The sequence below is a fragment of the Thalassospira xiamenensis M-5 = DSM 17429 genome, assembly GCF_000300235.2.
Lineage (GTDB): Bacteria > Pseudomonadota > Alphaproteobacteria > Rhodospirillales > Thalassospiraceae > Thalassospira > Thalassospira xiamenensis.
The window spans coordinates 3,534,372-3,559,126 of sequence record NZ_CP004388.1; the positions used below are offsets into that span (position 1 = coordinate 3,534,372).

Sequence of the window (24,755 nt, forward strand, 5' to 3'; positions counted from 1 at the left end):
TCATGAGCACCGAACTCACCCGCCTTCAGACCCGGCTGATCGAACATTTTCAGCGCGGATTTCCGACGACGCCACGCCCGTTTGAAACCATCGCCAGTAAACTGGGCACCAACGAAGACACGGTGATTTCCGCCATTTCCGATTTGAAGGACAAAGGTTATCTCGACCGGATTGGCGCGACCTATGTGACCGGGCGCGCAGGGGCATCAAGCCTTGCGGCGATGGAAGTTCCAAATGATCAGCTTGAAAAAATTGCCGCCCAAGTCAGCCACTTTACCGAAATCAATCACAATTACGAACGCGAAGATAAACTCAATCTATGGTTCGTCGTGACCACCGCCGATCAGGCCAGTCTGGACACGACAATCAAGGCAATCGAAACCAAAACCGGCTTACCGGTATATCGGATGCCGATGATCGAACATTACCGTCTCGATTTGGGATTTGCGTTGAAATGGAACTGAGCAATCTTCAACACCGGCTGATCGAAAGACTGCGCGACGGCTTGCCAATCGGCAAACGTCCCTATGCAAATATTGCCAATGACCTCGGCACGAGCGAGGAAACGGTGATCGAAACGCTTGAACAGCTTATCGCCCACAAGGTTATCAACCGCTTTGGCATGATCATCCGTCATCGCGCACTTGGTTATCAGGCCAATGCGATGTGCGTTTTCGATATCGGTGATGATGCGGCACCCGACATTGGCAAGGCGATGGCAGCCCTTCCCTATGTCACATTGTGTTACCGCCGGGAACGGGTTGCCGGGGTTTGGCCATACAATCTTTATTGCATGATCCATGGTCGAGACCGGCTGACAGTTCGGGCACAAATCCGGCACCTGATTGCGCGTCTGGAACTGCATGATGCGCCCCACAAGGTTCTTTTCAGCAAGCAATGCTTCACCCAGCGGGCGGGCAAATATGGCGCCCCGAGGGCATCCGTATCCTTGCCGGCGCCAACAGAAACTCGCCCAATTCCCGATGAAGTCAGGGAAATATCATGAACAAGCTTGAACGCGACCTGATCAACAATATGCAGGGTGGTTTTCCGATCTGCGCGCACCCGTTCCAGGTGCTGGCCGAACGTCTTGGTTATGACGAACAAACCGTCATTGACGGTGTCAAAAGGCTGATCGCGGACGGATATGTCAGCCGGTTTGGACCGCTTTACAACACGGAAAGACTTGGTGGTGCTGTAACCCTTGCCGCGATTGCAGTCCCACCTGATCGCTTTGACGAGGTCGCGGAACAGGTCAACGCATACGAGGAAGTCGCCCACAATTACGCCCGTGAAGATGTTCTTAACATGTGGTTTGTGATCCTTGCCGAGGATGAAGAAGCGCTTCAGGACGTCATAAAGCGGATCGAAAACACAACCGGGCTTGGGGTTCTGAGCTTCCCAAAGGAACAGGAATACTTCCTTGAATTGCATCTGGAGGTACCCGAAAAATGATTTCCTTTCTGAACCAACCAGAACTGCCGGAACTTGACGAAATCGATCATGCCCTGATCCGTGCGACGCAAACCGGATTGCCTTTAAGTCCCACACCATACGGGGATATCGCGTTGGGCCTTGGACTTGGCCCGGATGAAGTTGAACAGCGCTTGCAACGCTTGCTTGATGTTGGCGTCATTCGACGTATCGGCATCATCCCCAACCATTATCGGCTGGGTTATCGCGCCAATGGCATGAGCGTTTGGGACATCGACGATAAAACCGTTGATGCCATGGGCGAGATGATCGGAAAGCTGGATTTCGTATCGCACTGCTATCGCAGGCCGCGCCACCTGCCCGATTGGCCATTCAACCTGTTTGCCATGGTCCACGGAACAACACGCGAAACGGTCGAGGCCAAGGTCGAAGATATCCGCAACCGTTTGGGAGGGAATGTCCGCGACCATCGCATCCTTTACAGCAACCGAATTCTTAAAAAAACCGGCCTGCGTTGGCGCAAAAGCGGAGAAAAGAAATGTTGCGGTTAAGCCAGTATATCCGTGCTGCAATCGATATTGCCGAGAATGGCACAGCACCCGTTACGAACCCCCGCAAACATGCCCCGCTTTCCAACCGCGGACCTGTCGTTATCTGGAACCTGATCCGGCGGTGCAACCTGACATGCAGGCACTGCTATGCCTCTGCCGTTGATAAGGATTTTCCCGGTGAGCTAACGACAAAACAGGTTTTCCATACCATGGAAAACCTGCGTGATTTCAATGTTCCGGTATTGATCCTGTCGGGGGGCGAACCGCTTATGCGACCCGATATTTTTGATATTTCGGCCTATGCCAAAGAACTTGGTTTCTATGTCGCACTGTCGAGCAACGGGACCCTGATTGATGATAGAAACATCGATCAGATTGCCGCCGCCAACTATGACTATGTCGGGATCAGTCTGGATGGACTTGGCGCAACACATGATTATTTTCGCCGTCTTGAAGGCGGTTTTGATCTTGCCCTTCGCGGGGCAAAACTATGCCGTGATGCCGGATTGCCGGTTGGCATTCGTTTCACCATGACCCGCGAAAATTATCAGGACCTTGCCGGTCTTCTGGACCTTGTTGAACAGGAAAAGATCGACAAGTTCTATTTCTCGCATCTGAACTATGCCGGTCGCGGTAATCACAACCGCAAGGATCACGCATTTTATAATATGACCCGCGAAGCGTTGTTGATGATGTTTTCCCGCTGCGAAGCAGATGTCAAAGCAGGCATCGCGCGCGACTACGTGACGGGCAACAACGATGCCGACGGGGTTTTCCTGAAATTCTGGATTGACGAACATTACCCCGCAGCATCCAGCCAGATCGGTAAAATGCTGCAACGCTGGGGCGGGAATGCATCGGGTGTCAATGTTGCCAATATCGATAATCTGGGCAATGTCCATCCCGATACCATGTGGTGGCAGCACACATTGGGCAATGTCCTGAAACGTCCGTTTTCGGAAATCTGGCAGGATATCAGTGATCCCTTGATGGCCGGGTTAAAACAGCGTCCCCGTCTCGTTCACGGACGCTGCGGCGAATGCCGGTATCGCGATATTTGCGGCGGCAATACGCGAACGCGCGCCTATCAGTTGACCGGCGATCCTTGGGCCGAAGATCCGGGCTGTTATCTTGATGATGCCGAACTTGGCATTGTTGGCGAACATAACCGTCTTGAAACCGTTCCGTTTTCCGCAACCAAACGCCACGGTCAGGTGGAGGTCACATCATGATCCCCATCGTTAAGCCTGTTCTAGCCAGGATTTGCCTTGGAACGGTATTGGTATCCGGTTTGATCAGCACAACGAACGCGTTTGGCCAAACCGCACTCTCTTCCGCGCAGATTGCCGATGCCAATGCGTTATATGCAACGCATTGTGCTGCCTGTCACAATGGTGACCGGTTGGGCGGCATGGGCCCGGCACTTTTGCCCGAAAGCCTTGAAAAATTGCGGGGCAATGGCATTTCGGATGTCATCCGCGATGGCCGCGTAGCGACACAAATGCCGGCTTTTGGCGAAACTCTTGCAAAGACGGAAATCACGCTTCTGGCAGACTGGCTGCGGCAACCGATGGACAGGTCGCCTGAATGGGGTATGTCTGAAATCTTACAAAGTCACAACGTCTTTGCCGATCCTGTCGAACTACCCGACAAACCGAAATTCAAAAGTGATCCTCTAAACCTGTTCACAATTGTCGAGGCGGGCGATCATCACGTCACGATCCTTGATGGTGACACGTTCGAACCCCTTGATCGTTTTCCGACCCGCTTTGCCTTGCATGGCGGGGCAAAATATTCACCGGACGGTCGGTTTGTCTATCTGGCGTCGCGTGATGGATGGGTCCAGATGTATGACCTTTATTCCCTGCAAACCGTTGCTGAAATCCGGGTCGGCCTGAATACGCGAAATGTGGCGGTATCCGATGACGGCCGATATGTGATGGCGGGCAACATGCTGCCGCACAATCTGGTTCTGCTGGATGCACGGGATCTGACACCAATACGCGAGTTCGCCGTTATCGGTGATGATGGCAAATCATCGCGTGTTTCGGCGGTCTATACCGCCCCTCCGCGCCATAGCTTTATCGTCGCCCTGAAAGACCTGCCCGAAGTTTGGGAAATTTCCTATGCCGATGATCCACGTCCGGTCTATCCCGGTTTCGTTCATAACTACGAAGCCAATATGGTCGAAGCACTGGACGTTCAGAACGGCCCTTTTCCGGTAAGGCGTATTCATCTTGATGATGGTCTGGATGATTTCTTTTTCGATCAGGATTATCGCCACCTGATCGGGGCGGCGCGCAATGGCCGCGATGGGCAGGTAATCAATCTGAATGTCGGCCGAAAGGTGGCCGACATTGCCTTGGAAGGTATGCCCCATCTTGGTTCGGGCATCACCTTTAACTATCAGGGCCATTCGGTGCTGGCGACACCGCACCTGAAAGATTCCAAAATCAGTGTGATCGACATGGAAAGCTGGCAGACCATCAAAACCATCGAAACAAAAGGCCCCGGTTTTTTCACGCGCAGCCATGACAACACGCCTTATGCCTGGGTCGATGTATTCTTTGGCCCGGACAAGGATGTTGTCCATATCATCGATAAACGCACCCTCGAAATCGTCAAAACGCTCCGCCCCGAACCCGGCAAGGTCGCGGCCCATGTCGAATTTGACCGCAGCGGCAAACACGCGCTGCTGTCGATCTGGGACGATGACGGTGCAATCATCGTTTACGATGCCCAAACATTCGAGGAAATCAAACGCATCCCGATGAAAAAGCCGGTTGGGAAATATAATGTTTTCAACAAAATCACCTATTCCGCCGGCACCAGTCACTAACACCAGATCAGCCGTCACGCGATGATTTAGCCATCTTGTGACGGCGTGAAGATACGCCCTAGTGGCTTGAGAAAATCACCGCCCCCTGTGCGGCCAGAACACCGGCAAAAATCACAATAAGAAAGGCAACAAACAATCCATGCCATCCGGCCGCGGATGGCCCAAGCCCAAGATAGTATCGCAAGATCAACCATGCCTTAAAGCTACCCACAGCCATAATAATTGTGGCTGGCACCAGACCAAGCATCGTGGCTGTGCGTTCTTCTCCCACAAGCGCAAGGACCAGTGACAGGATGGTCGTGCTGGTTGCGATCAGCCAGACCAGAATTGCTGTTCGCATCGATAAAGCCTGCGTGTCGCAAGATTTGCCAACATTCCTTACGACATCATCGGATTTCGCACTGATGGTACAATGATGGTCCATGATTACCTCATCGCAACAGATAGATCACAGGAAAGACCAGCACCCAAACCATATCGATCATATGCCAGAAGGCGGCACCGGTTTCGATGTTGGTTAAATTGGGCCAAATGGAAACAATCCCCAAAAGACCAAGCCCCATCACCACATGCAGCGCATGAAAACCGGTGATGAGATAGTAAAGCGTGAAGAACGTACTGCTTTCCAAACCGATCCCGGCATCGATTTTACTGCTATATTCCAGCAGTTTTATGATCAGGAAAACGATGCCCAGAATTGCAGTTGCCGCCATCCAGCCCCGACACCGCAAAACAGCATTTTGGCGTATGGCATGAACGGCGAACACCGCGAACAGACCGCTTGTCAGTAAAACAACCGTATTAAGCCCGCCCATAACACGATCAAGACGCAGTTGATCCGCCGCAAACCCAGACGGGTCGCCAATTCTTGCCGCGGAAAATGTCAGCAGAAAAGCCCCGAAAACAACCAACTCCGACAGGATCAGGACCCACATCAACGGATGCCCGGGCAAGGCTTCAAGCCCGCCCCAGGCATCAGCCCCGGCAGAAGAAGTTACCGATACACTGTGCTGATCACTTTCATTCGCGGTCGAGCTATCATGTTGTGCCATATTTTCCTGACGAGCTTGCATATTATCACCCGTTTTCAAGATACAAGCTGGCGATAGATACGTGGTAAGGCCGCCGGAAGGTTTTCCAGCTTGCTGACAATTGCGTGCCCGCCTGCCCCAAAGATATAGGGGAAGTAATCCTGTGCCCTTTGATCGACCGTTACACCGAAAAGGCCAAGCCCTGCCTTTCGGCATTCACGTACCGCACGGCGGCTATCCTCTATGCCGTAGCGACCTTCGTAATGGTCGATATCATTTGGCTTGCCATCCGTGATTACCAGCATCAACCGGTGTTGGTGCGGTCGATCCCCCAACAGCTTTCCAACATGGCGGATGGCAGCCCCCAACCGCGTGTAATACCCTGGACGGAGCTTCTGTATCCGGTCCTGCGTAGAACGTGACCATTCCTCGTCGAAGATCTTGATCGCATTAATACGCACCCAATCCCGACGACGTGATGTAAAGCTGAAGATACCAAACTCGTCCCCACATGCATCCAGCCCACCAGCCAGCACCGAAAGCGCCTGCTTTTCAACATCGAGAACCCGTTGATCCTGTATCCAGGCATCGGTCGACAATGATACATCGACCAGTACCGCAACCGACAAATCGCGTGCCCGTCGAACCGTGTTCAGATAAAGCCTGTCGCTGAGTTCTCCACTGCCTTTCTGGTCACAGCGGGCGCGCACCAATGCTTCGAGATCAAGCTCGCTTCCATCACTTTGCGCGCGCAGAATTTCATGGCGCGGCCGAAACGCTTCGAATTGGCGGCGAACCTGGCGGATTTGTCGCCGTTCGGTTTCACCCGGATGCCAGACATCACACTCACTGACTTTTTCATCACCGGATTGCATGACGACTTTGCAGAAATCCGGGCGATACGATTGATGACGGTAATCCCATTCCGGATAGGTCCATTCACCAATCACGCGTCCTTCATCAGCTTCGCGTGGCGGCAGATCCAGATCGAAACGCAATTTGGTTGCCGCTTTGCGTTTGCAGTCGGAAATTTCCATTTCGTCAAGCTCGTCAGCCGCTTTCTTTGCATCCTGCTCGTCCTCGTCATCCATCGGCCGATTGACATTGACCATCTCGGCTATCGAAAGGATTTTTTCAAACCGGTTTAATGCGAGGGGATCATTGCGACCAGCCTGATCATTCTTGCGTCGACGAGCGCGTTTTTTACGTTCCTGACTGCCGTCTGACGAATTTCCATCCTCGTCCGTGTCGGTATTGGCAACACGACCAGCCGTTCCGGAACACATGGCTTCCCCCCAAAGTGGAACGGGAAGGAATGGCGAATAACGATGCGATTGCAAACCCGCAACACTGACCATCGCAGCAATATCAACACCTGTGCCGACGGCGTTAACAACGGGCCACAAATCATTTTCATCCTGTTGCCCTACACCCATAAGAATCCGCAGAACGCATTCTTCAACCTGTTGTTCGACACGGGGCAAAGGACGCACCGGCCGCAACACAAGAAACGCGTCATACAGGCGTTGACGCAAACCGATGATGCCGGGGAAATGGCGACATACATCTTGATCGGTTTGCCGTGCCCGGGAAAGTCGCATGATATCGACCAATAAGGGGCTTTGCGCAACGTCCAGCGAAATGGCTTGTGGTACCGAAACCGCGAACCATGCCATCAGCCAGATATAAAAATCACGGTTAAGATCACGGGACGGAAACAGTGAAATGGACGCGGGCAGCTTTACCGATGCCTCGTTCATTTCGGCCATCGTGATCTGTTCATCCACCAGACCAATCCGTTGCCGCCAGCGTAGCCGATGCCCCGAAACCCGTTTATCAATCTGGGCAAATTCCAACGCCGGGTCGCCACCAAGGGTGCGAAAAATCACCGGCAAATGACCGCGCAATTCAGCAAACGTGATCGCGTGTTCAACATGATCGCGATAGCTTTCCTGATTGCGTGATGCAATCCGGTGCCAGATCATGCCGACCTGTTCTTCGAATTCCAGAAAATCGAAACTCATCATCGCCTCCCGGCTGTCAGCCCCGGATAATCCCGATGGCCTCGCGAAGGCCCGCCTTGATATCCGCATCATCCGACAGTGGTTCGATGATGGCCGCATTGATGGCGTCATCAAATGCTACATTGGCCATCAGAAGCGTCGCGCCATAGACCAGCAACCGGGTTGAAACAGCTTCTTCAAGATCAATACCGGTAAGCTTGCGAATATTGCCCGCAATGCGCACCAGAAGGGCTGCCCGTTCAACATCGATCCCGGTTTCACGCATGATGACCGCTTTTTCGGTTTCCGCGTCCGGGAAATCGAACTCGACGGCCAGAAAACGCTGTCGGGTCGATGGTTTAAGCTGCTTCAGAAGGTTCTGGTAACCGGGGTTATAGGACACCACCAGCATGAAATTGGCAGGAGCTTCAAGCATCTCGCCCGTCCGGTCTAGCGGCAACAGACGCCGATCATCCGTCAACGGATGAAGGACCACCGTCACGTCCTTGCGCGCCTCCACCACCTCATCAAGATAGCAGATACCACCGTGCCGGACCGCACGTGTCAACGGACCATCCACCCAAACCGTTTCCCCGCCCTTGATCAGATAGCGCCCCGTCAGATCCGCAGCGGTCAAATCGTCATGGCAGGAAACGGTATAAAGCGGAACGCCCAGCTTTGCAGCCATATGGGATACAAAACGTGTTTTCCCGCAACCGGTCGGTCCCTTTAACAACAAGGGCAGATGCTGCTGCCAGGCTGTTTCAAACAGCTGCTGTTCGTTGCCGGTAGACTGATAATAAGGAACGTCTTGCTGGGCGAGTACGTCTTTAAGAGCGGTCTGCATTTGAATGCTCCTTGGAAAATGGGGAGGCCGAAAATGACAACGACCGGTCGCGGGAACCAACCGGTCGTTGTCCGCCATGTGTCGTCATGGAAGAGAGCATGAAATCGAACACACAGACTTGATTGCCGTCATTCGGCAGGCTGACGTGCCCCGGCTGTTACGCTTGCATCACGCGGTGCCACCACCAGTGACCAGATAATCATGGTGACACCGATCAGCACGACAACACCCGATCCCAAGCGCATCCAGTAGAACAGGGCAACCTGGTCCTGGACTTCCATGTAATTCATTCCCAGAACACGTTGCAGATGGGTCTGTACGACACCCGCAAATGTCAGGGTAAAGGTCATGAAGGCCATCGCACTGGTCGTGATCCAGAAGCCCCACATATTGAGCTGCTGGTTATAAGGTTCACGCCCGCGAAGATAAGGCAGCGCATAGGTAAAGATTGCCAGATTAAGCATCACATAGGCCCCGTAGAAAGCCAGATGTCCATGTGCTGCGGTAATCTGAGTCCCGTGGGTGTAGTAATTGATCGACGACAGGGTATGCATGAATCCCCATACGCCAGCGCCAAAGAACGCCATGACCGAACAGCCCAGCGACCAAAGCAAAGCCGCCTTGTTCGGATGATCCCGGCCGCCTTTCCAAACCATGTAGAAGCAGAAAACAACCATGGCAAAGAACGGGACGACCTCAAGCGTGGAAAACACATTGCCGATCCACTGCCAATATCCCGGGGTTCCGATCCAGTAATAGTGATGGCCGGTACCCAGAATGCCGGTAAACAGCGAAAGTGAAACCATGACATAAAGCCATTTTTCAACGACTTCGCGATCAACACCCGTCATTTTGATCATCAGAAACGCCAGGATCGACGCCATGATCAGTTCCCATACGCCTTCAACCCAAAGATGCACGACATACCACCAGTACATCTTGTCCACCGCAAGGTTGGACGGATTATAGAACGCAAACAGGAACAGCAACGCGACGAACCAAAGGGCAACCATCAGTACGTTTGATACTGCGGTTTTCCGCCCCTTAAGCAGTGTCAGCGTGGTGTTGTAAAGGAACATCAGCGCCACCACGACGATACCGACCTTGATCGGCAATGGCTGTTCAAGGAATTCACGCCCTTCGTGATAGCCAAGGATGTATCCGACAACTGCAGCAGCGGTTGCCACCATGAACAGCCAGAACTGGATAATCGCCAGTTTCGGGCTGTGCAGTTCGGTTTCGCATTCTTCGGGCAGCAAATAGTAAGCAGCTCCGAAATACCCCATCAACAACCAGACGATCAGGGCATTGGTGTGGATCATGCGAATGACGTTGAACGGCAATAGTTCGGACAAGACGTTTGGAAAAACATAGACAGTGCCCGCCACCACGCCGAACAGAATCTGGGCTGCGAACAATGTCAGCGCGCCGTATATGTAATACAGCGCAACCTTTTGCGATTGATATTTCATTGTAGCCTCGTTTCCATCAGCACCGGATTATCCCGCCTCGTTCGGCGGCCAGTTCTGGGTGTCGATTTCACTGGTCCATTTCAGGAAGTCGACAAGCTCATCGAGCTCCTGATCTGTAAGGTTGAATTGCGGCATCTGGCGGCGGCCTTCGATGCCTGTGGGCTGTGCGGCCATCCATGCCTTAAGCATATCGCGCGCACCTTCCGGATCATCTTCACCGCCATACCGCACCCAGACATTGCCAAGTTCAGGTGCGAAATAGGCACCCTCGCCCAAAAGCGTATGACAGTTGATGCATGAATTGCGTTCCCAGACATGCTTGCCCGCGACAACCGATGGCGTCAGCTGATCCTGATTGCTGGACTCGTTGACGATATAGTTGTGACTGTGCAAGGTCAGTCCGATAAAGATGACCAGAAAGAAGATCGTTCCGCCGTAGAAGATGTTTCGGGCGGCAGATTTTGTCAGTCGTTCCGACATGTGAACGGATCCTCACTCCGATTGGCAGTTCAATGCCGCTCTGTCCCCAAAACGGCGTCATGCAATCATTTCCCGACTGGACGTTTCCCACCTTGACTACCGTCAAACGAAAAAAGCCCCGCACAATGGCGGGGCAGGTGAGGTCGGAAATGCACGGCAGGAAGGATAAGGCAAACCGCGTCAGGCTATTCAAAACGCGGAAACAGTATTTCATTCTCAAGATGGATATGCGCCACCAGGTCTTCGACCAGCTTGGCCGTGCCGGAATAAAGCGCCCGCCATGAACCACAGACACCGTCGGGCAACGTGAAATTGTTGGTCAGCTTTTGCAGTTTATGGATGGCTTCGGCATGCTCGTCATGTTCTTCGCGCATGCAATGGATCGGCATGATCAGGGGGATTGTGCTGGCACTGTTGCGTTGCATTTCGCGCATCGCCGGAAACAGAACCATTTCCTCTTTCGCCATATGGGAATCAAGCTTCTCCGTCATTTCAAACAGCGCGTCGGCCAATCCCGCCGGGGCGTCCGGATGATCTCCGTGAACGGCCTCGACCTTCCGGGCAAGCAGGATGAGTTCGGCCAGTTCATCACGATGGGTCTGATGATACCGATCCAGAATAAAATCGATGAAGCCATCGATATCATTTGGATCCGGCAAGGTCAGTGGCCCCTTGGGCAAATCGCACAATTCACGGGCAATCAGACCGGCATCCAATCCTTTCGCACCGGCGACCTCGTCCAGCGACTTGTTGCTTGAACAGCAAAATCCGATTTTATGGCGTCGCAAAACCAGGGTTGCCCCCGGAAAGCTTGCGACCAGATCGCCGATCTTGCGATGGACCAGATTTGCTGAATTGGCAGGCTCCTGATCATGTGTGAAATCGGATTGCATGCTGGCGGACCTCCATCCCCGGATATTGATCCACCCAAGTTTAGGCACCTTCCCAAAAGTCACGTTGACGATGGTCAAGTAGCCCTACGTGGAATTTTGCGATCCCCCCTGCCCGATACTGTCTTGCAAAAGCAGAACCTTTCCGCCTTATCAAGAACCGTAAAAATTCAAATCTTTCAGTGATTTGACGGACATCAACACCTTAAGACCCAAACATGACAATACTTCCGGAACCAATTCGGTCCGGAGTCCGCCGTGTCAATCAAACGCCCGTCATTTACACCCTTTCTGCTGATGAACCCCATCGTTCGAAATGGTCCGGCATTCGCGCTGGAACGTCTGTGCCAGCACGCCATGGCAACCATGTATCGTCGACACAAACCCGTTTTCGAACGGGTCACCGAACGCGAAACATTTGCCCTGCTCGTATGCCCGACCGATCTTGATCTCGACCTTTTCCTTGCCCTTGATCCCAAGGCCCCCGTCCTGCGCCCGGCCCATGAGGGGGATGACAATATCATCGCGGCACGGATCATCGGCCCGCTTCCGGTCCTTCTGGAACTGCTCGAAGGAAAATCCGACGGGGACGCGCTGTTTTTCTCGCGCGCATTACGAATAGAGGGCCGGACCGACCTTGTCGTTGCCCTTCGCAATGCTCTGGACGGCGAAGAAATAGACTTGCGTTCGGCCGTCATTGAAAGCTTCGGCGCGTTGGGTCCTGTGGCAAGTCTGGCACTTCGCGCCGCCGAAGCGGCATATCGCCAGATGCAATCGGACATGGACCGCGTTGCCGACACCCTGATGTCCCCGATTGAAAAACGTCTGGGCGGACTTGACCGGCGTCTTGGCGAACATGCGGAAAACATTTCAGGGCTTCAGAAATCAGTAAAACGTCGCACGCCGCGCACCGCTCAGACCGCGCTGGCAGGTGATGATTTCGCCCTGCCCGATCCTTCATAACCGACAAACACATACAGGGATTTCATGGAACTAGTTTGCCCGGCAGGAACCCCCGCCAGTCTGCGTGCCGCCGTCGAGGCCGGTGCGGATGTTGTATATTGCGGTTTCCGCGATGCGACCAATGCCCGCAACTTTCCGGGGTTGAATTTTTCCCGACCCGAACTGGCCGAGGCCGTTACATTCGCACATAGACATGGCGTGCATGTCTATCTGGCCTGCAACACCTATCCGCAGGCCGGTTCCGAAGATATCTGGCATAAGGCCGTCGATGATGCGGTTGCAATCGGTGTTGATGCCGTCATTCTGGCCGATATCGGTTTGCTGCGCTATGCCCGCGATAAACATCCCGATGCACGCCTGCATCTGTCGGTACAGGCATCCGCCTCGAACGAGGAAGCCATTCGTTTTTACCACCGCGAGTTTGGCGTGCGCCGTGTGGTTCTGCCGCGTGTCCTGTCGCTCGAAGAAATCCGGATGTTAAACCGGCGCATTTCAGTGGAAACCGAAGTTTTCGCCTTTGGCGGCATGTGTGTCATGGCCGAAGGCCGTTGTTCGCTATCTTCCTATGCCACAGGGGAAAGCCCCAACATGAATGGCGTTTGTTCACCAGCAGCCCACGTCCATTACGAGGAACGCGGCGACAGCACCGTTTCCCGCCTTGGCAATTTTGCAATCAATGTTTACGGCAACGATGAAAAGGTCGGATATCCGACCCTTTGCAAAGGCCGGTTTCGCGCCATGGACAAGGCCGGTTACCTGTTCGAAGAACCCACCAGCCTTGACGTTACCGCAATCCTGCCCGAACTCGCCGATGCCGGTGTAACCGCCCTTAAGATAGAAGGACGCCAACGCGGCAAGGCTTATATCACGCAGGTTGTCGGCGCATTCCGCGCGTCCCTTGATCGCATTGCCAATGGGCAAACCGGTACGCGCAGTAATCTGGCTGCCCTTAGCGAAGGTCAGGCAGATACAACAGGTGCCTATCGGAGAAGCTGGCAATGACAAAATCAAGACTGGTCATGGGGCCTATTTTGTTTCACTGGGACGAAAACCGTAAAAAGGATTTCTATGCCCGCATTGCCGATGAAATCGATGTTGATACAGTCCATGTTGGTGAAGTCGTCTGTGCCAAACGCATGCCGTTCTTTGACAAACATCTGCCCGACATCATCGAACGGCTTCAGAATGCCGGAAAGGAAGTCGTCTTCTCGACACTGGCCCTCGTGATGAATGAACGCGAGATCGCCCAGCTGCGTGAAATTGCCGAAATGCCGAACCTTCTGATCGAAGCCAACGACATATCTTCCATCGGCCTGCTTTCCGGCCGCCCGCATGTCGTCGGGCCGTACATCAATACATATAACGAAAGCACCTTGGACTACCTGATTTCCAGAGGTGCACACCGCGCATCGCTTCCCTGGGAATTGCCGATGTCATCGATTGAAGCCCTTTGCAACGCGCGTAAAACGGCCGAGATCGAAGTCCAGATATTCGGTCGTGTCCCGCTTGCCATATCAGCCCGGTGCTACTCTGCACGCGCACATGGCTTGCACAAGGATGGCTGCCGATATGTCTGTGGCGAGGCCCTTGATGGCATGGATGTCGAAACGCTGGATCACACACCGTTTCTTGCCGTCAATGGTCTGCAAACCCTGTCCAGTCACTATCTGGAATTATCAACCGCTATTGATGATCTGAAAGATGCCGGTGTTAACGCCTTCCGGATTTCACCGCACACTCTTGATATGGTGCGTGTTGCCAATCTCTACCGTCGTCTGATTGACGGTGAAACCTCGTCTGACGAGGTCAGGCAATCGTTGCTGGAAATGCAAAACGATCTGGCTTTCGCCGATGGCTTCCTGCACAGCCTTCCGGGTGCAGATCTCCGGGAAACGCTTGGTTCCCGGGCAGAATAGCCTTCCCCACCGCGCAAATATCCATATCCCGAATACAGATATGAAAAGGGCCACAGCCTGATGAACTGTGGCCCTTCGATACATTGTGCAGGGGAGTGGACAGCTCAATGTATTGACGATGGTTGGAGTATAATTGATTTGCTTTGATACTCCTTGACGGTCGTCAATTAGGACTGCCTTTGCGGGTTTCCTGCTTTTGGATCACACATCAATTTCTATTTCCTGCACCTCGCCCAAAGGCACAAGAAGGATTTTTCGAACAGGCAGATGACGCGCTGCATGCCGTATTTCGGTTTCACGCATCATCGAAAACGCGGTTGAAAACGCATCGGCATCCGTTGCGGTATCTGCAAAGACACTCACCCTCTCCCACAAGGCGGGCGAATGTCCGCTGCGCGGGTCGATCAGATGGGTATAATTCCCGTTCAAACTGAACCTGAATCCCGAACCTGACGACGTTGCCAATGCACCATAATACATCCTGACTCCACTGGACGACTGCGCATCGTTCCCGCCAAATCTTACCGGCCATCCCGTACCGTCTATTCTGGGACCAATCGCGTATTTTTCGCCAAGGTCAACCAGCACATTCTTCATGCCGTTTCGCCGGAAAACCCCCGCGACACGGTCGGTGATATAACCCTGTGCCATACCATTCAGCGTGACCTGCATGCCCTGTTGCGCAAAGGAAACCCGGTTCGGTTCAATCCGGATTGCCTCATATCCGATCAAGGATTTCAGCCTCCCGATTTCTGCATGAACTGCACCTTCATCAGTGATAGCGATCTGCTGCGACAGTTCTGTTAGCCGCGCCCAAACGGTCTGGATCGTCGGATCGAATGCGCCATCGGTATGTCTGGAAATCATGGCCGCGCGCGACATCAGTTCAACAAATTCCTGTTCGGGGTTTTCGACAAATCCATCGCGATTCAAACGCGAAATTGTCGCCTCCGGTCGATACAGACTGAACATGTTTTCCAGTCGTTCGATTTCGGAAAGTGCCGACGAAATCATTTCATCGGCCTGATCTTGCGAAAGGCCGTCCAGATAGATTGCAGCCGCTGCACCAAGGGCGGTTCCCTGCCAACGGTGCAGCTTATCTGGCGCGGCAAAGGCCTTGGGGGATACCAAGGCGATTGATGCCGCACTGGCAAACAGGGTGATAAAGCGACGACGGTTCAAGTCTGTCATGACGCACCTCCGTCCGAAGGTCCAAGATCAAAAACGTAGTCATCAGGGATGTCTTTATAGTCGACAATCTGCCCCCCATGCGCGGTTACGAATGACTGGGCGGCGGCAAGGGTCCCGAATGGCACGGCTTCGCCAATTCCCATACCGCTTGTCATGTCACTGCCGATCACGAAATGTGCGCTATCAATGGCCACCCAGTTTGGCGGCGGGGATTGCCAGTCGGCATAACCGGTCATGTCATTGACGTAAATGACCGCCACGTCACGGGCTTCACCGGGCATAAGCGTAAACGCAATCGCGTCACGTACCGACGGGAACCATAAAATTTCGCCATTCGATTTACGGTGCAGCTGGGCCTTTGGCCCCGGATGATCGGCAACAATCATGCCGCAGAAAAAGCCAGAAACATCGCGTGTCAGATCCTGCGGATCGGGCCGCGCGACAATCTCCTGCTCGCGGCATCCCGCAAGCAGGATCGCTCCGAGAACGGCAAACGGTAAAATGGCTTTCATAACTGCTTCCTCCGGAACAGCACCACCGCCAGTATCAGCGGAACAACAACCCACATGCCGAGCGAGAGCACGGGTGCGAAACCGTTACCGATACCTTCAAGGTCCGATATCACTAGCCCGGCCGCAACCCGGACATCCTCAAAACCCGAAAGATTGATCATGCGAAATGCATCAGCCGGATTGACAGTCAGAAGCACATCGAAAACCGGTGCGCTTATGCCTTCGCCGCCATCGGCAACCAACGCCCCCAAAAGCGCCATGTCATAAACGATCACCAGACAAAGCCACAAACCAAACGCCAGGGCCGCCGCGGCACTCCGTTGACGGGGCATGGCACTGATGGCCAATCCAAGTGCGACAAAAGCCGCCCCCAGCGCAACCGAACTCCCCATTAGAACACCAAAGGCCATCCAGTTGGCGCTTTCAATCCCCCCGTAAACAAGGACAAGTGCCGCTGATCCGAAACCAAGAACAGTTGCCAATCCAAGGCCCAGCGTCTGGCCCAGAAACTTTCCGATAATGATGTCGGATCGCGACAGCGGATAGGTCAGCAACAAAAGCATCGTCCCGCGTTCAACCTCGCCAACCAACGCGTCATAGGACAGCAACAACGCCATCAATGGCAGCAAAAAGACCGAAAGGCTGGCCAGACTGACGATCGTAACAGCCAGTTGATCGACGCCAACGGTGCCCGCCGGCGCACTTCCCAGAAAAGTAAGGCTAAGCGAAAACAGGACCAGCGCCGCGGTCGCGCCCAAAAACCAGCGATTGCGAATTCCGTCCCGAAATTCCTTGATTGCAATGATGACAAGTTCTCTCATGACACCACACTTTCTTTCTGGAAATGCATGTAGAGATCGCCAAGCGACGGCAACCTGATGTCAACGTCGTCAAGCTCCGGCACGGTGGCCGACAGATGCCGCAATACGTCAATCTTGCGTGCGGACGGCAAGGTCAGATCAAGACCATGGTCGTTGATCCGCTCGCAGCCGATCCCGTCGGGAATTTTTTCAGCACAGGCGGCCCCCATTCCCGGTCTGGTGATCAGACGGATATGCACCGGCAGATTGGCCCGCCTGCGCAGATCATCGATGGTTCCCGATGCAATCAGTTGGCCCTTTCGCATGATCGCAATTTTACGGGTATGGGCTTCAAGTTCCGTCAGCGCATGCGACGACAGAATGACCGTCACACCACTGTCTTCAAGTTCGCGCACGATGTCATAAAAGGCGTTGCGCAATTCCGGATCAAGGCCGGTCGTGGGCTCGTCGAGCATCAATATCCGCGGATTGCCCAGCAATGCCTGTGCAAGACCAAGACGCTGACGCATCCCTTTGGAATAATGCCCAACCCGCTTATGCGCGGCGTCGGCAAGCCCGACACGTTCAAGGATCCGTGCGCAGTCTGACACGGGATGGCGTTTCAACCGGGCAAAGAAAGCCAGCGTCTCCGCACCGCTCATGCTGTTATAAAACGCGATATTTTCCGGAAGATATCCAAGAAATGCATGCGCGTTCTTTCCGCGATGGCGGGATGTGCTCTCCTCACCAAGAATGCGGATATTTCCCTTGTCAGGACGCATAAGACCAAGGATCAGCTTGATAAGTGTCGTTTTACCCGCGCCATTATGGCCAAGTAACGCAACACTCTCGCCTGCGCCAATTTCCAATGACAGATCGTTGACAGCGTTTTGCTGATCGAACGTCTTGGTCACTTTTTCAAGCAGAATTGCAGGATCATTCGGCATGATAGCCGTCTCCTTCAAATCGGGCGATAACCGGCGGTGCCATTAGCGGATGACTGTCAATCACGCCCCCCGGATGCAGTGCCGGAAACCGGGACTGCGCCCATTTCAAAATCTGTATTGCAGGTGCATTCAGCAAAAGCTTGGCGGATGGATGGGCCCAGACGACCTGATCAAGCATGTCATTTGGCCGATAGGCCCGATCCCCAAGACCATCACCATCCAGATCGAATGCGGCATTATCGCTCCAGTAATTTCCGCGACCGTTTTCAGACCATTCAAGCCAGCGTGTGCCGACATACTTGACCTGTGTCCGGTTTCCGGAAAACGCATTGCCAACAATGACATTGCGTTCAGATCCGGCGGTAAACTGCACACCGATCCCGCAGCCCTCGAACCGGTTTCCCCGAAAATCGTTCTTGTTGGAGTTATAAATAAAAACGCACTTTTCGCCGCCACGATCCACGACATTTCCGCTAAATTCGGACTTATTGGCATAGTTCAGCAGAATGCCGTGGTCACGATCCCCGCGTGACAGGTTGTTCGTTACCTTCAAACCATCCGAAAACATCAACGCATAGCCGACCGTATTGTCAAAGGAACGGTTGTCCCGGATTTCGCTGTCATGCGTATACATGTAATGAACCGCAAAACGGACATTGCGAAATTCGTTACCAATGAACCGGTTCTGTTTGCTGGTCGTCACAAAAATACCGTCTCGGCCCTGAGATATTGCGTTGCCGATCACAACCGATCCCGGTGTATTCCAAAGCTGCACCCCATTACCACGTTCGTTTACGCGCAGGTCCTGCCGGCCGACGATGATATTGTTTCGCACGGTCGCGTTTTCCGGACCGGAAAGATAAATGCCGATCAGATTGTCACTGATCACACTGTCTTCAATGACGGCACCGTCGCCATTGGGGGTTACAAAAATCCCGCTATCCTGTGTTGATAAATCCAGTCCCGATCCCGTCACGGTAATACCGCGAAGCATTACATCCGGCCCGTCGATGGTAATCACATTGCCGGTTCCATTCCCGACAATCCGAACGTCATTGCCGCCTTCAAGCCTGATCGGACGATGCAGACTGATCGGCCCGGAATAATCTCCCGGGCCGAGCAGAATTCGGTCACCGTCCTGTGCCGTGTCGACAATCTCCTGCAATCCCTTATCTGACGGGCCTGCCTCGATTTCCGACGCATGCAGCGACGAGAATGTTGCCCCCAAAACCGCCAGCGCAGATAAGGCGGTTCTAATGGCAGTCTTTGGACGGATGACCGGAAACATCGTGCTTATCCTTACGCCGGTTTAACCAGCATACGACCGCGCATTTCCATATGCAGCGCATGGCAGAACCACTGGCAGTAATACCAGTGCACACCGGGTCGATCGGCCTTGAAGGTCACCGATGCCGTTGCCTGCGGTGCGACTTCCATTGCCACACCATAGTTCCCGATTGTGAACCCGTGCGTCAGGTCGTCGACATCATCGATATTGGTGATGAATACGGTAACCTCGTCGCCCTGATTGACCTCGAACTTGTCCATGCTGAACATCGGTGCGTTGGAATACATATAGACGCGCACCTTGTTGCCATCCCGAATGACGATTGAATCGCCTTCAAGATCGACACCGTCCTTTTTCGCCCAGTCGCGGGCTTCAGCAAACATCGGATCGTTGCGATCCCAAAGATTGACCGGATTGACCACCGAACTATGGACGATGATGCAATCATGCGGTTCGGCAAATGTCGGACCGTCATGAACAACCTTTGGTGCATCACCGGTAATGTCAATCAGCTGATCGTTTTCCGGCTTCAGCGGACCGACATTAAGGAACCGGTCTTTCGAGAACTTGTTAAGGGAAATAAGCCATTTGCCGTCCGCATCCTTGGTTTCACCCATGGAAGTATGGTTATGGCCCGGTTGATAATGGACATCGACCTTGGCAAGGATCGGATTGACGTCTTCACCGTTGAACTTGCGAACCGCAGCATCGATGTTCCATTTGCACATCTGACTATCAAGGAACAGGGTGGTATAGGCGTTCCCCTGACCATCAAATGCGGTATGTAACGGACCCAATCCAACCTCGGGCTCGGCCACCACAACACCGCGCGGTTCGATCCTGTTTTCGAAGCAATCTTCGAACTTGCGTACATCCAGCACGGTAACCGTCGGGGACAGTTTGCCATTAATGACAATGTGCTTGCCATCCGGTGCCGTGTTGCAACCATGCGGGCTGTTCGATACCGGCACATAACGGGTCAGCGGCGATCCTTTGCGGCCGTCAACGACCTTAACACCGTTGATTTCCTTGTAATTGCCATTCTTGATCGCCTGTTCGATGCGCTCGATCGAAAAAATGACCGCCCAGTCCTGCTCGCTTGCCGTCATTTCGGCAAGCGACACACCGTTTTCCGAATTGTAGCAGGTCGAAACCGCATATTTTCCCTGATAATCGGCATCACAGTTATCAAGATTACCATCGACCATCACCTGCCAGGCAACTTCCATCGTGTCGCCGTCGATTGCCGTGAAAATTGCATGATACTGCGACGGATCGTCTAGAATGCTACCGTCATTGGGAACCGGAACCCGGTGTTCACCATTGGCAAAGACATAGCCGGTGCGCGGGAATTTCTGCGGGCGCAGACCATGAATGTCCGACGCGTTCGGAATTTCTATGATCTTGTCGCATTTCATGACGTCACAACGAATGCGGGCCACACGCGTGTTCGCCTTGTCATTCACAAACAGGTATCGCCCATCATAGGTTCCATCCGTGAAGGACATATGCGGGTGGTGCAAATCCCCGTTCAGCCAGATTTCACCCTTGTCGGCCAGATACTTTTTGGTTTCCGGTAACAGACCTTCGGTCAGGATTTTGCGGCTTTCATTCGTTTGGCCCCAACCTGTTGCGCTGCATCGGTTGAAGACCGGAATGCGCATCAGCTCGCGCATGGAGGGAACCCCCATAATGCGGACTTCGCCAGCCTGCCCACTGCTCCAGAAGCCGTAATATTCGTCAAGATCACCTGGCAAAACCTCAACCGATCCAGCAGCCGCTTTTGCAGCCGTTGGTGCGAGGATTGAACCCGCGGCAATGCCCGCAGCACCGGTTGCACCCGCAATCCCTGCCAGTCCTGCCATCTTTGCTGTTCCGCCGAGCAAGCCGCGTCGGCTGATTTTATAGTTCTCTGTTTCATTCGACATAATGGAACTCCTGATATGTCACAGCTGGTTAGACGCACCGTTGTTTCCGTCCGAAGACTTCGGATTGGAACAACTTGCGCCGCATCCACCGGAGCCACAGCTCGCGGACGATGGTTTCGAATGAGAAGTCGTTCCGGTTTTCGTTTGAGGTCTGGAAGTTTTTGAACCGGATTGCAGTGCCATGCGACGTTCAAACCGGGCCAGTTTCTGGATCATGACCGGGCAATTCTGGTCGTCATAATACAGTTCCTGGCAATGCAGGCAGTACAGGCATTCATTCGGGTCAATGTGCCCGTCAGGATGAATGGCCTGAACCATGCATTCGTTTGCGCACCGGTGGCAGGGGGAACCACAATCACGATACCGTTTCAGCCAGTCATTGACCCGGATCCGACCAGGTATCGCCAAAGCCGCCCCCAGCGGGCAAAGGTAACGACAGTAAAACCGCTCGATGAAAAGGCCCGCGACCAACAGCAGAACCGCAAACAGGACGAACGGCCAATCGCGCATGAAGGAAAGAATGATCGCCGTCTTGAACGGCTCGATCTCGGCCAGATGCTCGGCCTGATCGAACGCATGGAACGAGATGCCAAACAGAACCAGAAAGGCGATATATTTGATCGGCCAAAGGCGCTGATGCAGGCCAAAGGGAACCGCGATTTGCGGAATGCGAAGCTGTTTGGCCAGCTTGTTCAAAAGTTCCTGAAGTGCGCCAAACGGGCAAAGCCACCCGCAATATGCACCGCGTCCCCAGAATATCAGTGACGCCGCAACCGCAAACCACAGCATGAAGATCAGCGGATCCATCAGGAAATAGGACCAGTCAAAACCCGACCCGAAGGAATTGGCAACCGTCAGGACATTGACGACCGAAAGCTGTGCATTGGCATAATATCCAATCCAGACCACGGTAAAGATCAGGAACCCGGTCCGTATCCGCTGCGTCAGTTTGCGACGGCGGACAAACCAGTCCTGGAAGAAGAACAAGCCGGTCAGAAGCAGGGTTGCGCAAGACAGGATAACAATATCGACAATCCGGTTCGTCCATATCCGCTTCCAAAGCGCGTCCCGGTTTTGGGTATCGGTACCGGATTTCTGTACGCCAACCTCGTTGGCTTTTTCCGAAACATTATCCGGTGCCGCCGTCGCAACATCGATCTTGCGCAGATATTTCACCGGCGGTGCATAGTCGACGCCAAATGTCGTAAAGGCCTTTTCCAAAGCGCCTAGCTGGCGCTGGACCAGAAGCTGCAAATGCCACGGCACAGTTGGATCAAACGGCACTTCCTCGGGGATAACAAAAAGGGCAACTTCCCTGAAACGCGGCGCACCCTCGGCCGCAATTTCCCCGAGGCGCTTGTGATGTTTGTCACGGAAACGGACACTGTTATCGCCCTGTATAACCTGAATACGGTCAAACACCCCGCCGCGGACATAGCCTGAACCCTTGAAGGAATATTCACCGTTCGCCGCAACAAGCAACGCCTGCTGGCCGGGCTTCAGAACCTTCTGAAGATTGGCATATTCCGCATCGCCCAGCAGATTATGTCCGATCATCGGAATGGAAACGAGAGCGGTATATAGATCAATGAACGGGCCGTCGGTAGCGATCCTGGCTTGATCGTTGCCACTACCTTTACCTTGCCCTCTGTCGTCAGTTCCCTCGAAGGCCTGCGCAACATCGTCATGCGATAGCGACAGACGCCTAACCGACCCGTCGCCAAGCAATTCATCCCAGCTTGCCTGCCCGTCTTGCGACATATCGACGGCGAATTTGTCGCCCTTGCCGCCCGGCTGCGCCAACCCGCCCAGACCAAGTGTTCGGGCCACCTTGATTGCCGAGCGCCGAATTGAATCGTCAATCACCATGATGGTGACGGTGGCACCACTCACGATATCGTCAGGCAACGCATCCAGCTCTTCGCTGCGGGCATATTCGGCTATGTTAAAACCGGTATAGCCCGCGATGTAGTCCGTGATTTTGCTTTCAGGAATGCCAACCAGCACGATCGGTTCTTTGTGGGCAACCAGTCGTGCACCGGTAATAACACCCTGCATCGAGATGCCGACCAGAATGTCGATTGGTTTGCCGGAATAACCAACCGAATTGGCCCAGTCGCTATTGAGGAAAATGTAACCAAGCTGGTTACTGCCGCTATAGACGGGAACAAGATGATCTGTTGTTTGCTCCTCGCCGATATGATCGGCTCCGGGCATGATGCTTCCGGCATCAAGCGACACGACATAATCGTCAAGCGTCCCGGCAAAACTGCTCGTGAACGCAAGCCCCCAACTGATCACTGCCAGCAGAAGCAGGCGCAAGCCCGATAACGAAAATGATCCAGATACAACAACCACGGCACGTCCCCACCAAACTGATGTTCCGTAATCTGAACACCAGTGAGAGGGACCTTATCGGATCCGGAAACGCCATCACTTGACTCACGTCATGTCAAAATTGCGAAATCGCAATTGCCTGATAGCTTGTCGTTTTATCTACGCAAAAACGTCATTTTTGATCACGCTCTCTAAAATTGATGACTTCGAAACTTCAATACCATCCGACATCCGGGACGAGAGCGGTCAAAATGGGCGGCACTTTCAAGTGCCGTTAAGCTCATATCATGAAGCTATATAATCCCGAATTGTGAGCCCGAGACAGAAGGAAACTCTCGCTCACTTTAACCTCTGGAAAGCTTCGCTATCAACAAAACCGATATCCAACTCCCGGCTCGTTTTCGATATAGGTCGGGTTCAGCGGATCATCGCCAAGTTTCTGGCGCAGATGGCCGATATAGATACGTAAATAATGCGTTTCACTTTCCTGCGCAGGTCCCCAGATTTCGCGCAAAATCTGTTGATGGGTCACAATCCGGCCTGCGTTACGCGCCAGCAGGGTCAGGAGTGCGAATTCCTTTTTGGTGAGTTTCAATTCGTTCTCACCCTTGAAAACCCTGTGCGCGGCCAGGTCGATCTTCAGATCGCCCGAAACAATCTCGCTACTGGTCAGGTCTTCGGATTTGCGGCTGCGTAAGATAACCCGCACCCGTGCGATCAATTCGGCAATTCCGAACGGCTTGGTCACGTAATCGTTTGCGCCATGGTCCAAGGCAGTCACTTTTTCTTCCTCATTGGCACGCACGGACAGTACGATAATCGGGACCTCGCTCCATTCCCGGATTTTCGCCAAAACCTCCTGCCCGTCCAGATCGGGCAGTCCAAGATCAAGAATTACAAGATGCGGGGTTTCAAGGGCACATTTCTCGATGCCGGATTTGCCGTTTTCGGCCTCGATCACCTCATACCCTTGCGCGCCAAGGCTGATCCGCAGGAATTTGCGAATTTGCGGTTCGTCATCAATGATCAGCACTTTGGCCTGATCGCGCATGTCAGTTTCCTTCCGCACTGCCATCCTGCAAATCCTCGTCATCTTCTGCAACCGTCGGCATCGCGGTCATCGGCAGGGTTATGACAATCGTTGTGCCCACCCCCTGCGGCCCGTCGTGTGCAACGATACCTCCGCCATGCGCCTCGATAAAACCACGGCAGATCGACAATCCAAGCCCCGTGCCCGCCACCTGGCTATCGCCTGCGCGCACACGGTAGAAAACATCAAAACAGCCTGCCGTGCTTCGGTCGGGATACCACGCCCGTTATCCGATA

The 24,755-nt window shown here is 53.6% G+C and carries 25 protein-coding genes; 9 read left to right on the plus strand and 16 right to left on the minus strand.

Going from position 1 to position 24,755, the window contains the following annotated elements:
- Nucleotides 1-2 precede the first annotated feature (2 nt).
- From TH3_RS16430 to TH3_RS16455, 6 genes are read left to right on the plus strand one after another with little or no spacing between them, the layout of a single operon-like run.
- On the plus strand, nt 3-464 hold the full coding sequence (locus tag TH3_RS16430) for an Lrp/AsnC family transcriptional regulator (RefSeq protein WP_007089817.1): 462 nt from the start codon (nt 3-5) through the stop codon (nt 462-464).
- Complete coding sequence (gene ahbB / locus TH3_RS16435) at nt 455-1,006, plus strand: siroheme decarboxylase subunit beta (protein WP_007089818.1); 552 nt, start codon at nt 455-457, stop codon at nt 1,004-1,006. Before TH3_RS16430 ends, ahbB (TH3_RS16435) begins: the two co-directional genes overlap by 10 nt.
- The gene (locus TH3_RS16440) at nt 1,003-1,455 is read left to right on the plus strand and encodes an Lrp/AsnC family transcriptional regulator (protein WP_007089819.1); all 453 of its coding nucleotides are present in this window, start codon (nt 1,003-1,005) and stop codon (nt 1,453-1,455) included. The genes ahbB (TH3_RS16435) and TH3_RS16440 overlap by 4 nt, the downstream gene beginning before the upstream one ends.
- Nucleotides 1,452-1,985 (plus strand): siroheme decarboxylase subunit beta, encoded by a 534-nt coding sequence (gene ahbB, locus TH3_RS16445; protein ID WP_007089820.1) that lies wholly within the window; start codon nt 1,452-1,454, stop codon nt 1,983-1,985. Before TH3_RS16440 ends, ahbB (TH3_RS16445) begins: the two co-directional genes overlap by 4 nt.
- Entirely contained in the window at nt 1,973-3,217 is a 1,245-nt protein-coding gene (nirJ, locus tag TH3_RS16450; protein WP_007089821.1) for a heme d1 biosynthesis radical SAM protein NirJ, read from the plus strand. The genes ahbB (TH3_RS16445) and nirJ overlap by 13 nt, the downstream gene beginning before the upstream one ends.
- On the plus strand, nt 3,214-4,824 hold the full coding sequence (locus TH3_RS16455) for a cytochrome D1 domain-containing protein (RefSeq protein WP_007089822.1): 1,611 nt from the start codon (nt 3,214-3,216) through the stop codon (nt 4,822-4,824). Before nirJ ends, TH3_RS16455 begins: the two co-directional genes overlap by 4 nt.
- 58 nt (nt 4,825-4,882) lie before the next feature.
- On the opposite strand, the gene TH3_RS16460 is transcribed toward TH3_RS16455, so the two are convergent.
- The 7 genes from TH3_RS16460 to TH3_RS16490 all read right to left on the minus strand — a co-directional run bounded on the left by TH3_RS16460 (nt 4,883) and on the right by TH3_RS16490 (nt 11,550).
- Nucleotides 4,883-5,248 (minus strand): hypothetical protein, encoded by a 366-nt coding sequence (locus TH3_RS16460; protein WP_007089823.1) that lies wholly within the window; start codon nt 5,246-5,248, stop codon nt 4,883-4,885.
- A 7-nt stretch (nt 5,249-5,255) separates the two neighbouring features.
- Nucleotides 5,256-5,876 (minus strand): cytochrome c oxidase subunit 3 family protein, encoded by a 621-nt coding sequence (locus tag TH3_RS16465; protein ID WP_007089824.1) that lies wholly within the window; start codon nt 5,874-5,876, stop codon nt 5,256-5,258.
- A 35-nt stretch (nt 5,877-5,911) separates the two neighbouring features.
- On the minus strand, nt 5,912-7,882 hold the full coding sequence (locus tag TH3_RS16470; RefSeq protein ID WP_076519688.1) for a nitric oxide reductase activation protein NorD: 1,971 nt from the start codon (nt 7,880-7,882) through the stop codon (nt 5,912-5,914).
- Between the two features lie 13 nt (nt 7,883-7,895).
- Entirely contained in the window at nt 7,896-8,705 is an 810-nt protein-coding gene (locus tag TH3_RS16475) for a CbbQ/NirQ/NorQ/GpvN family protein (RefSeq protein ID WP_007089826.1), read from the minus strand.
- 128 nt (nt 8,706-8,833) lie between these two features.
- Nucleotides 8,834-10,177, minus strand: coding sequence for a cbb3-type cytochrome c oxidase subunit I (locus TH3_RS16480; RefSeq protein ID WP_007089827.1), 1,344 nt, complete (start codon nt 10,175-10,177; stop codon nt 8,834-8,836).
- Between the two features lie 27 nt (nt 10,178-10,204).
- Nucleotides 10,205-10,657 (minus strand): c-type cytochrome, encoded by a 453-nt coding sequence (locus tag TH3_RS16485; RefSeq protein WP_007089828.1) that lies wholly within the window; start codon nt 10,655-10,657, stop codon nt 10,205-10,207.
- Between the two features lie 185 nt (nt 10,658-10,842).
- The gene (locus tag TH3_RS16490; protein ID WP_007089829.1) at nt 10,843-11,550 is read right to left on the minus strand and encodes a DUF542 domain-containing protein; all 708 of its coding nucleotides are present in this window, start codon (nt 11,548-11,550) and stop codon (nt 10,843-10,845) included.
- A 255-nt stretch (nt 11,551-11,805) separates the two neighbouring features.
- On the opposite strand from TH3_RS16490, the gene ubiT reads away from it, so the two are divergent.
- Genes ubiT through ubiV form a run of 3 tightly spaced genes read left to right on the plus strand, consistent with a single transcriptional unit; the run spans nt 11,806 to nt 14,426 of the window.
- Complete coding sequence (gene ubiT, locus TH3_RS22495) at nt 11,806-12,510, plus strand: ubiquinone anaerobic biosynthesis accessory factor UbiT (protein WP_007089830.1); 705 nt, start codon at nt 11,806-11,808, stop codon at nt 12,508-12,510.
- A 24-nt stretch (nt 12,511-12,534) separates the two neighbouring features.
- Complete coding sequence (gene ubiU, locus TH3_RS16500) at nt 12,535-13,512, plus strand: ubiquinone anaerobic biosynthesis protein UbiU (RefSeq protein ID WP_007089831.1); 978 nt, start codon at nt 12,535-12,537, stop codon at nt 13,510-13,512.
- The gene (gene ubiV / locus TH3_RS16505; RefSeq protein ID WP_007089832.1) at nt 13,509-14,426 is read left to right on the plus strand and encodes a ubiquinone anaerobic biosynthesis protein UbiV; all 918 of its coding nucleotides are present in this window, start codon (nt 13,509-13,511) and stop codon (nt 14,424-14,426) included. Before ubiU ends, ubiV begins: the two co-directional genes overlap by 4 nt.
- Before the next feature lie 201 nt (nt 14,427-14,627).
- On the opposite strand, the gene TH3_RS16510 is transcribed toward ubiV, so the two are convergent.
- The 9 genes from TH3_RS16510 to TH3_RS23355 all read right to left on the minus strand — a co-directional run bounded on the left by TH3_RS16510 (nt 14,628) and on the right by TH3_RS23355 (nt 24,691).
- Complete coding sequence (locus tag TH3_RS16510; RefSeq protein ID WP_007089833.1) at nt 14,628-15,617, minus strand: FAD:protein FMN transferase; 990 nt, start codon at nt 15,615-15,617, stop codon at nt 14,628-14,630.
- Nucleotides 15,614-16,129: a nitrous oxide reductase accessory protein NosL gene (locus TH3_RS16515; protein ID WP_007089834.1), complete on the minus strand. Its 516-nt coding sequence runs from the start codon at nt 16,127-16,129 to the stop codon at nt 15,614-15,616. Before TH3_RS16515 ends, TH3_RS16510 begins: the two co-directional genes overlap by 4 nt.
- Nucleotides 16,126-16,950 carry an ABC transporter permease subunit gene (locus tag TH3_RS16520; RefSeq protein ID WP_007089835.1) on the minus strand — a complete coding sequence of 275 codons (825 nt, stop codon included), beginning with the start codon at nt 16,948-16,950 and terminating at the stop codon, nt 16,126-16,128. Before TH3_RS16520 ends, TH3_RS16515 begins: the two co-directional genes overlap by 4 nt.
- Nucleotides 16,947-17,876: an ABC transporter ATP-binding protein gene (locus tag TH3_RS16525; protein ID WP_007089836.1), complete on the minus strand. Its 930-nt coding sequence runs from the start codon at nt 17,874-17,876 to the stop codon at nt 16,947-16,949. The genes TH3_RS16520 and TH3_RS16525 overlap by 4 nt, the downstream gene beginning before the upstream one ends.
- Nucleotides 17,866-19,164 carry a nitrous oxide reductase family maturation protein NosD gene (locus TH3_RS16530; RefSeq protein WP_007089837.1) on the minus strand — a complete coding sequence of 433 codons (1,299 nt, stop codon included), beginning with the start codon at nt 19,162-19,164 and terminating at the stop codon, nt 17,866-17,868. The genes TH3_RS16525 and TH3_RS16530 overlap by 11 nt, the downstream gene beginning before the upstream one ends.
- An 11-nt stretch (nt 19,165-19,175) precedes the next feature.
- A complete protein-coding gene (gene nosZ, locus TH3_RS16535) occupies nt 19,176-21,092 on the minus strand; it encodes a TAT-dependent nitrous-oxide reductase (protein WP_007089838.1) in 1,917 nt (638 codons plus the stop codon).
- A gap of 18 nt (nt 21,093-21,110) precedes the next feature.
- Nucleotides 21,111-23,450 (minus strand): NosR/NirI family protein, encoded by a 2,340-nt coding sequence (locus tag TH3_RS16540; protein WP_007089839.1) that lies wholly within the window; start codon nt 23,448-23,450, stop codon nt 21,111-21,113.
- A gap of 346 nt (nt 23,451-23,796) precedes the next feature.
- The gene (locus TH3_RS16545) at nt 23,797-24,504 is read right to left on the minus strand and encodes a response regulator (RefSeq protein ID WP_233421791.1); all 708 of its coding nucleotides are present in this window, start codon (nt 24,502-24,504) and stop codon (nt 23,797-23,799) included.
- Nucleotides 24,482-24,691 carry an ATP-binding protein gene (locus TH3_RS23355; RefSeq protein ID WP_338057476.1) on the minus strand — a complete coding sequence of 70 codons (210 nt, stop codon included), beginning with the start codon at nt 24,689-24,691 and terminating at the stop codon, nt 24,482-24,484. The genes TH3_RS16545 and TH3_RS23355 overlap by 23 nt, the downstream gene beginning before the upstream one ends.
- Nucleotides 24,692-24,755: the final 64 nt, after the last annotated feature.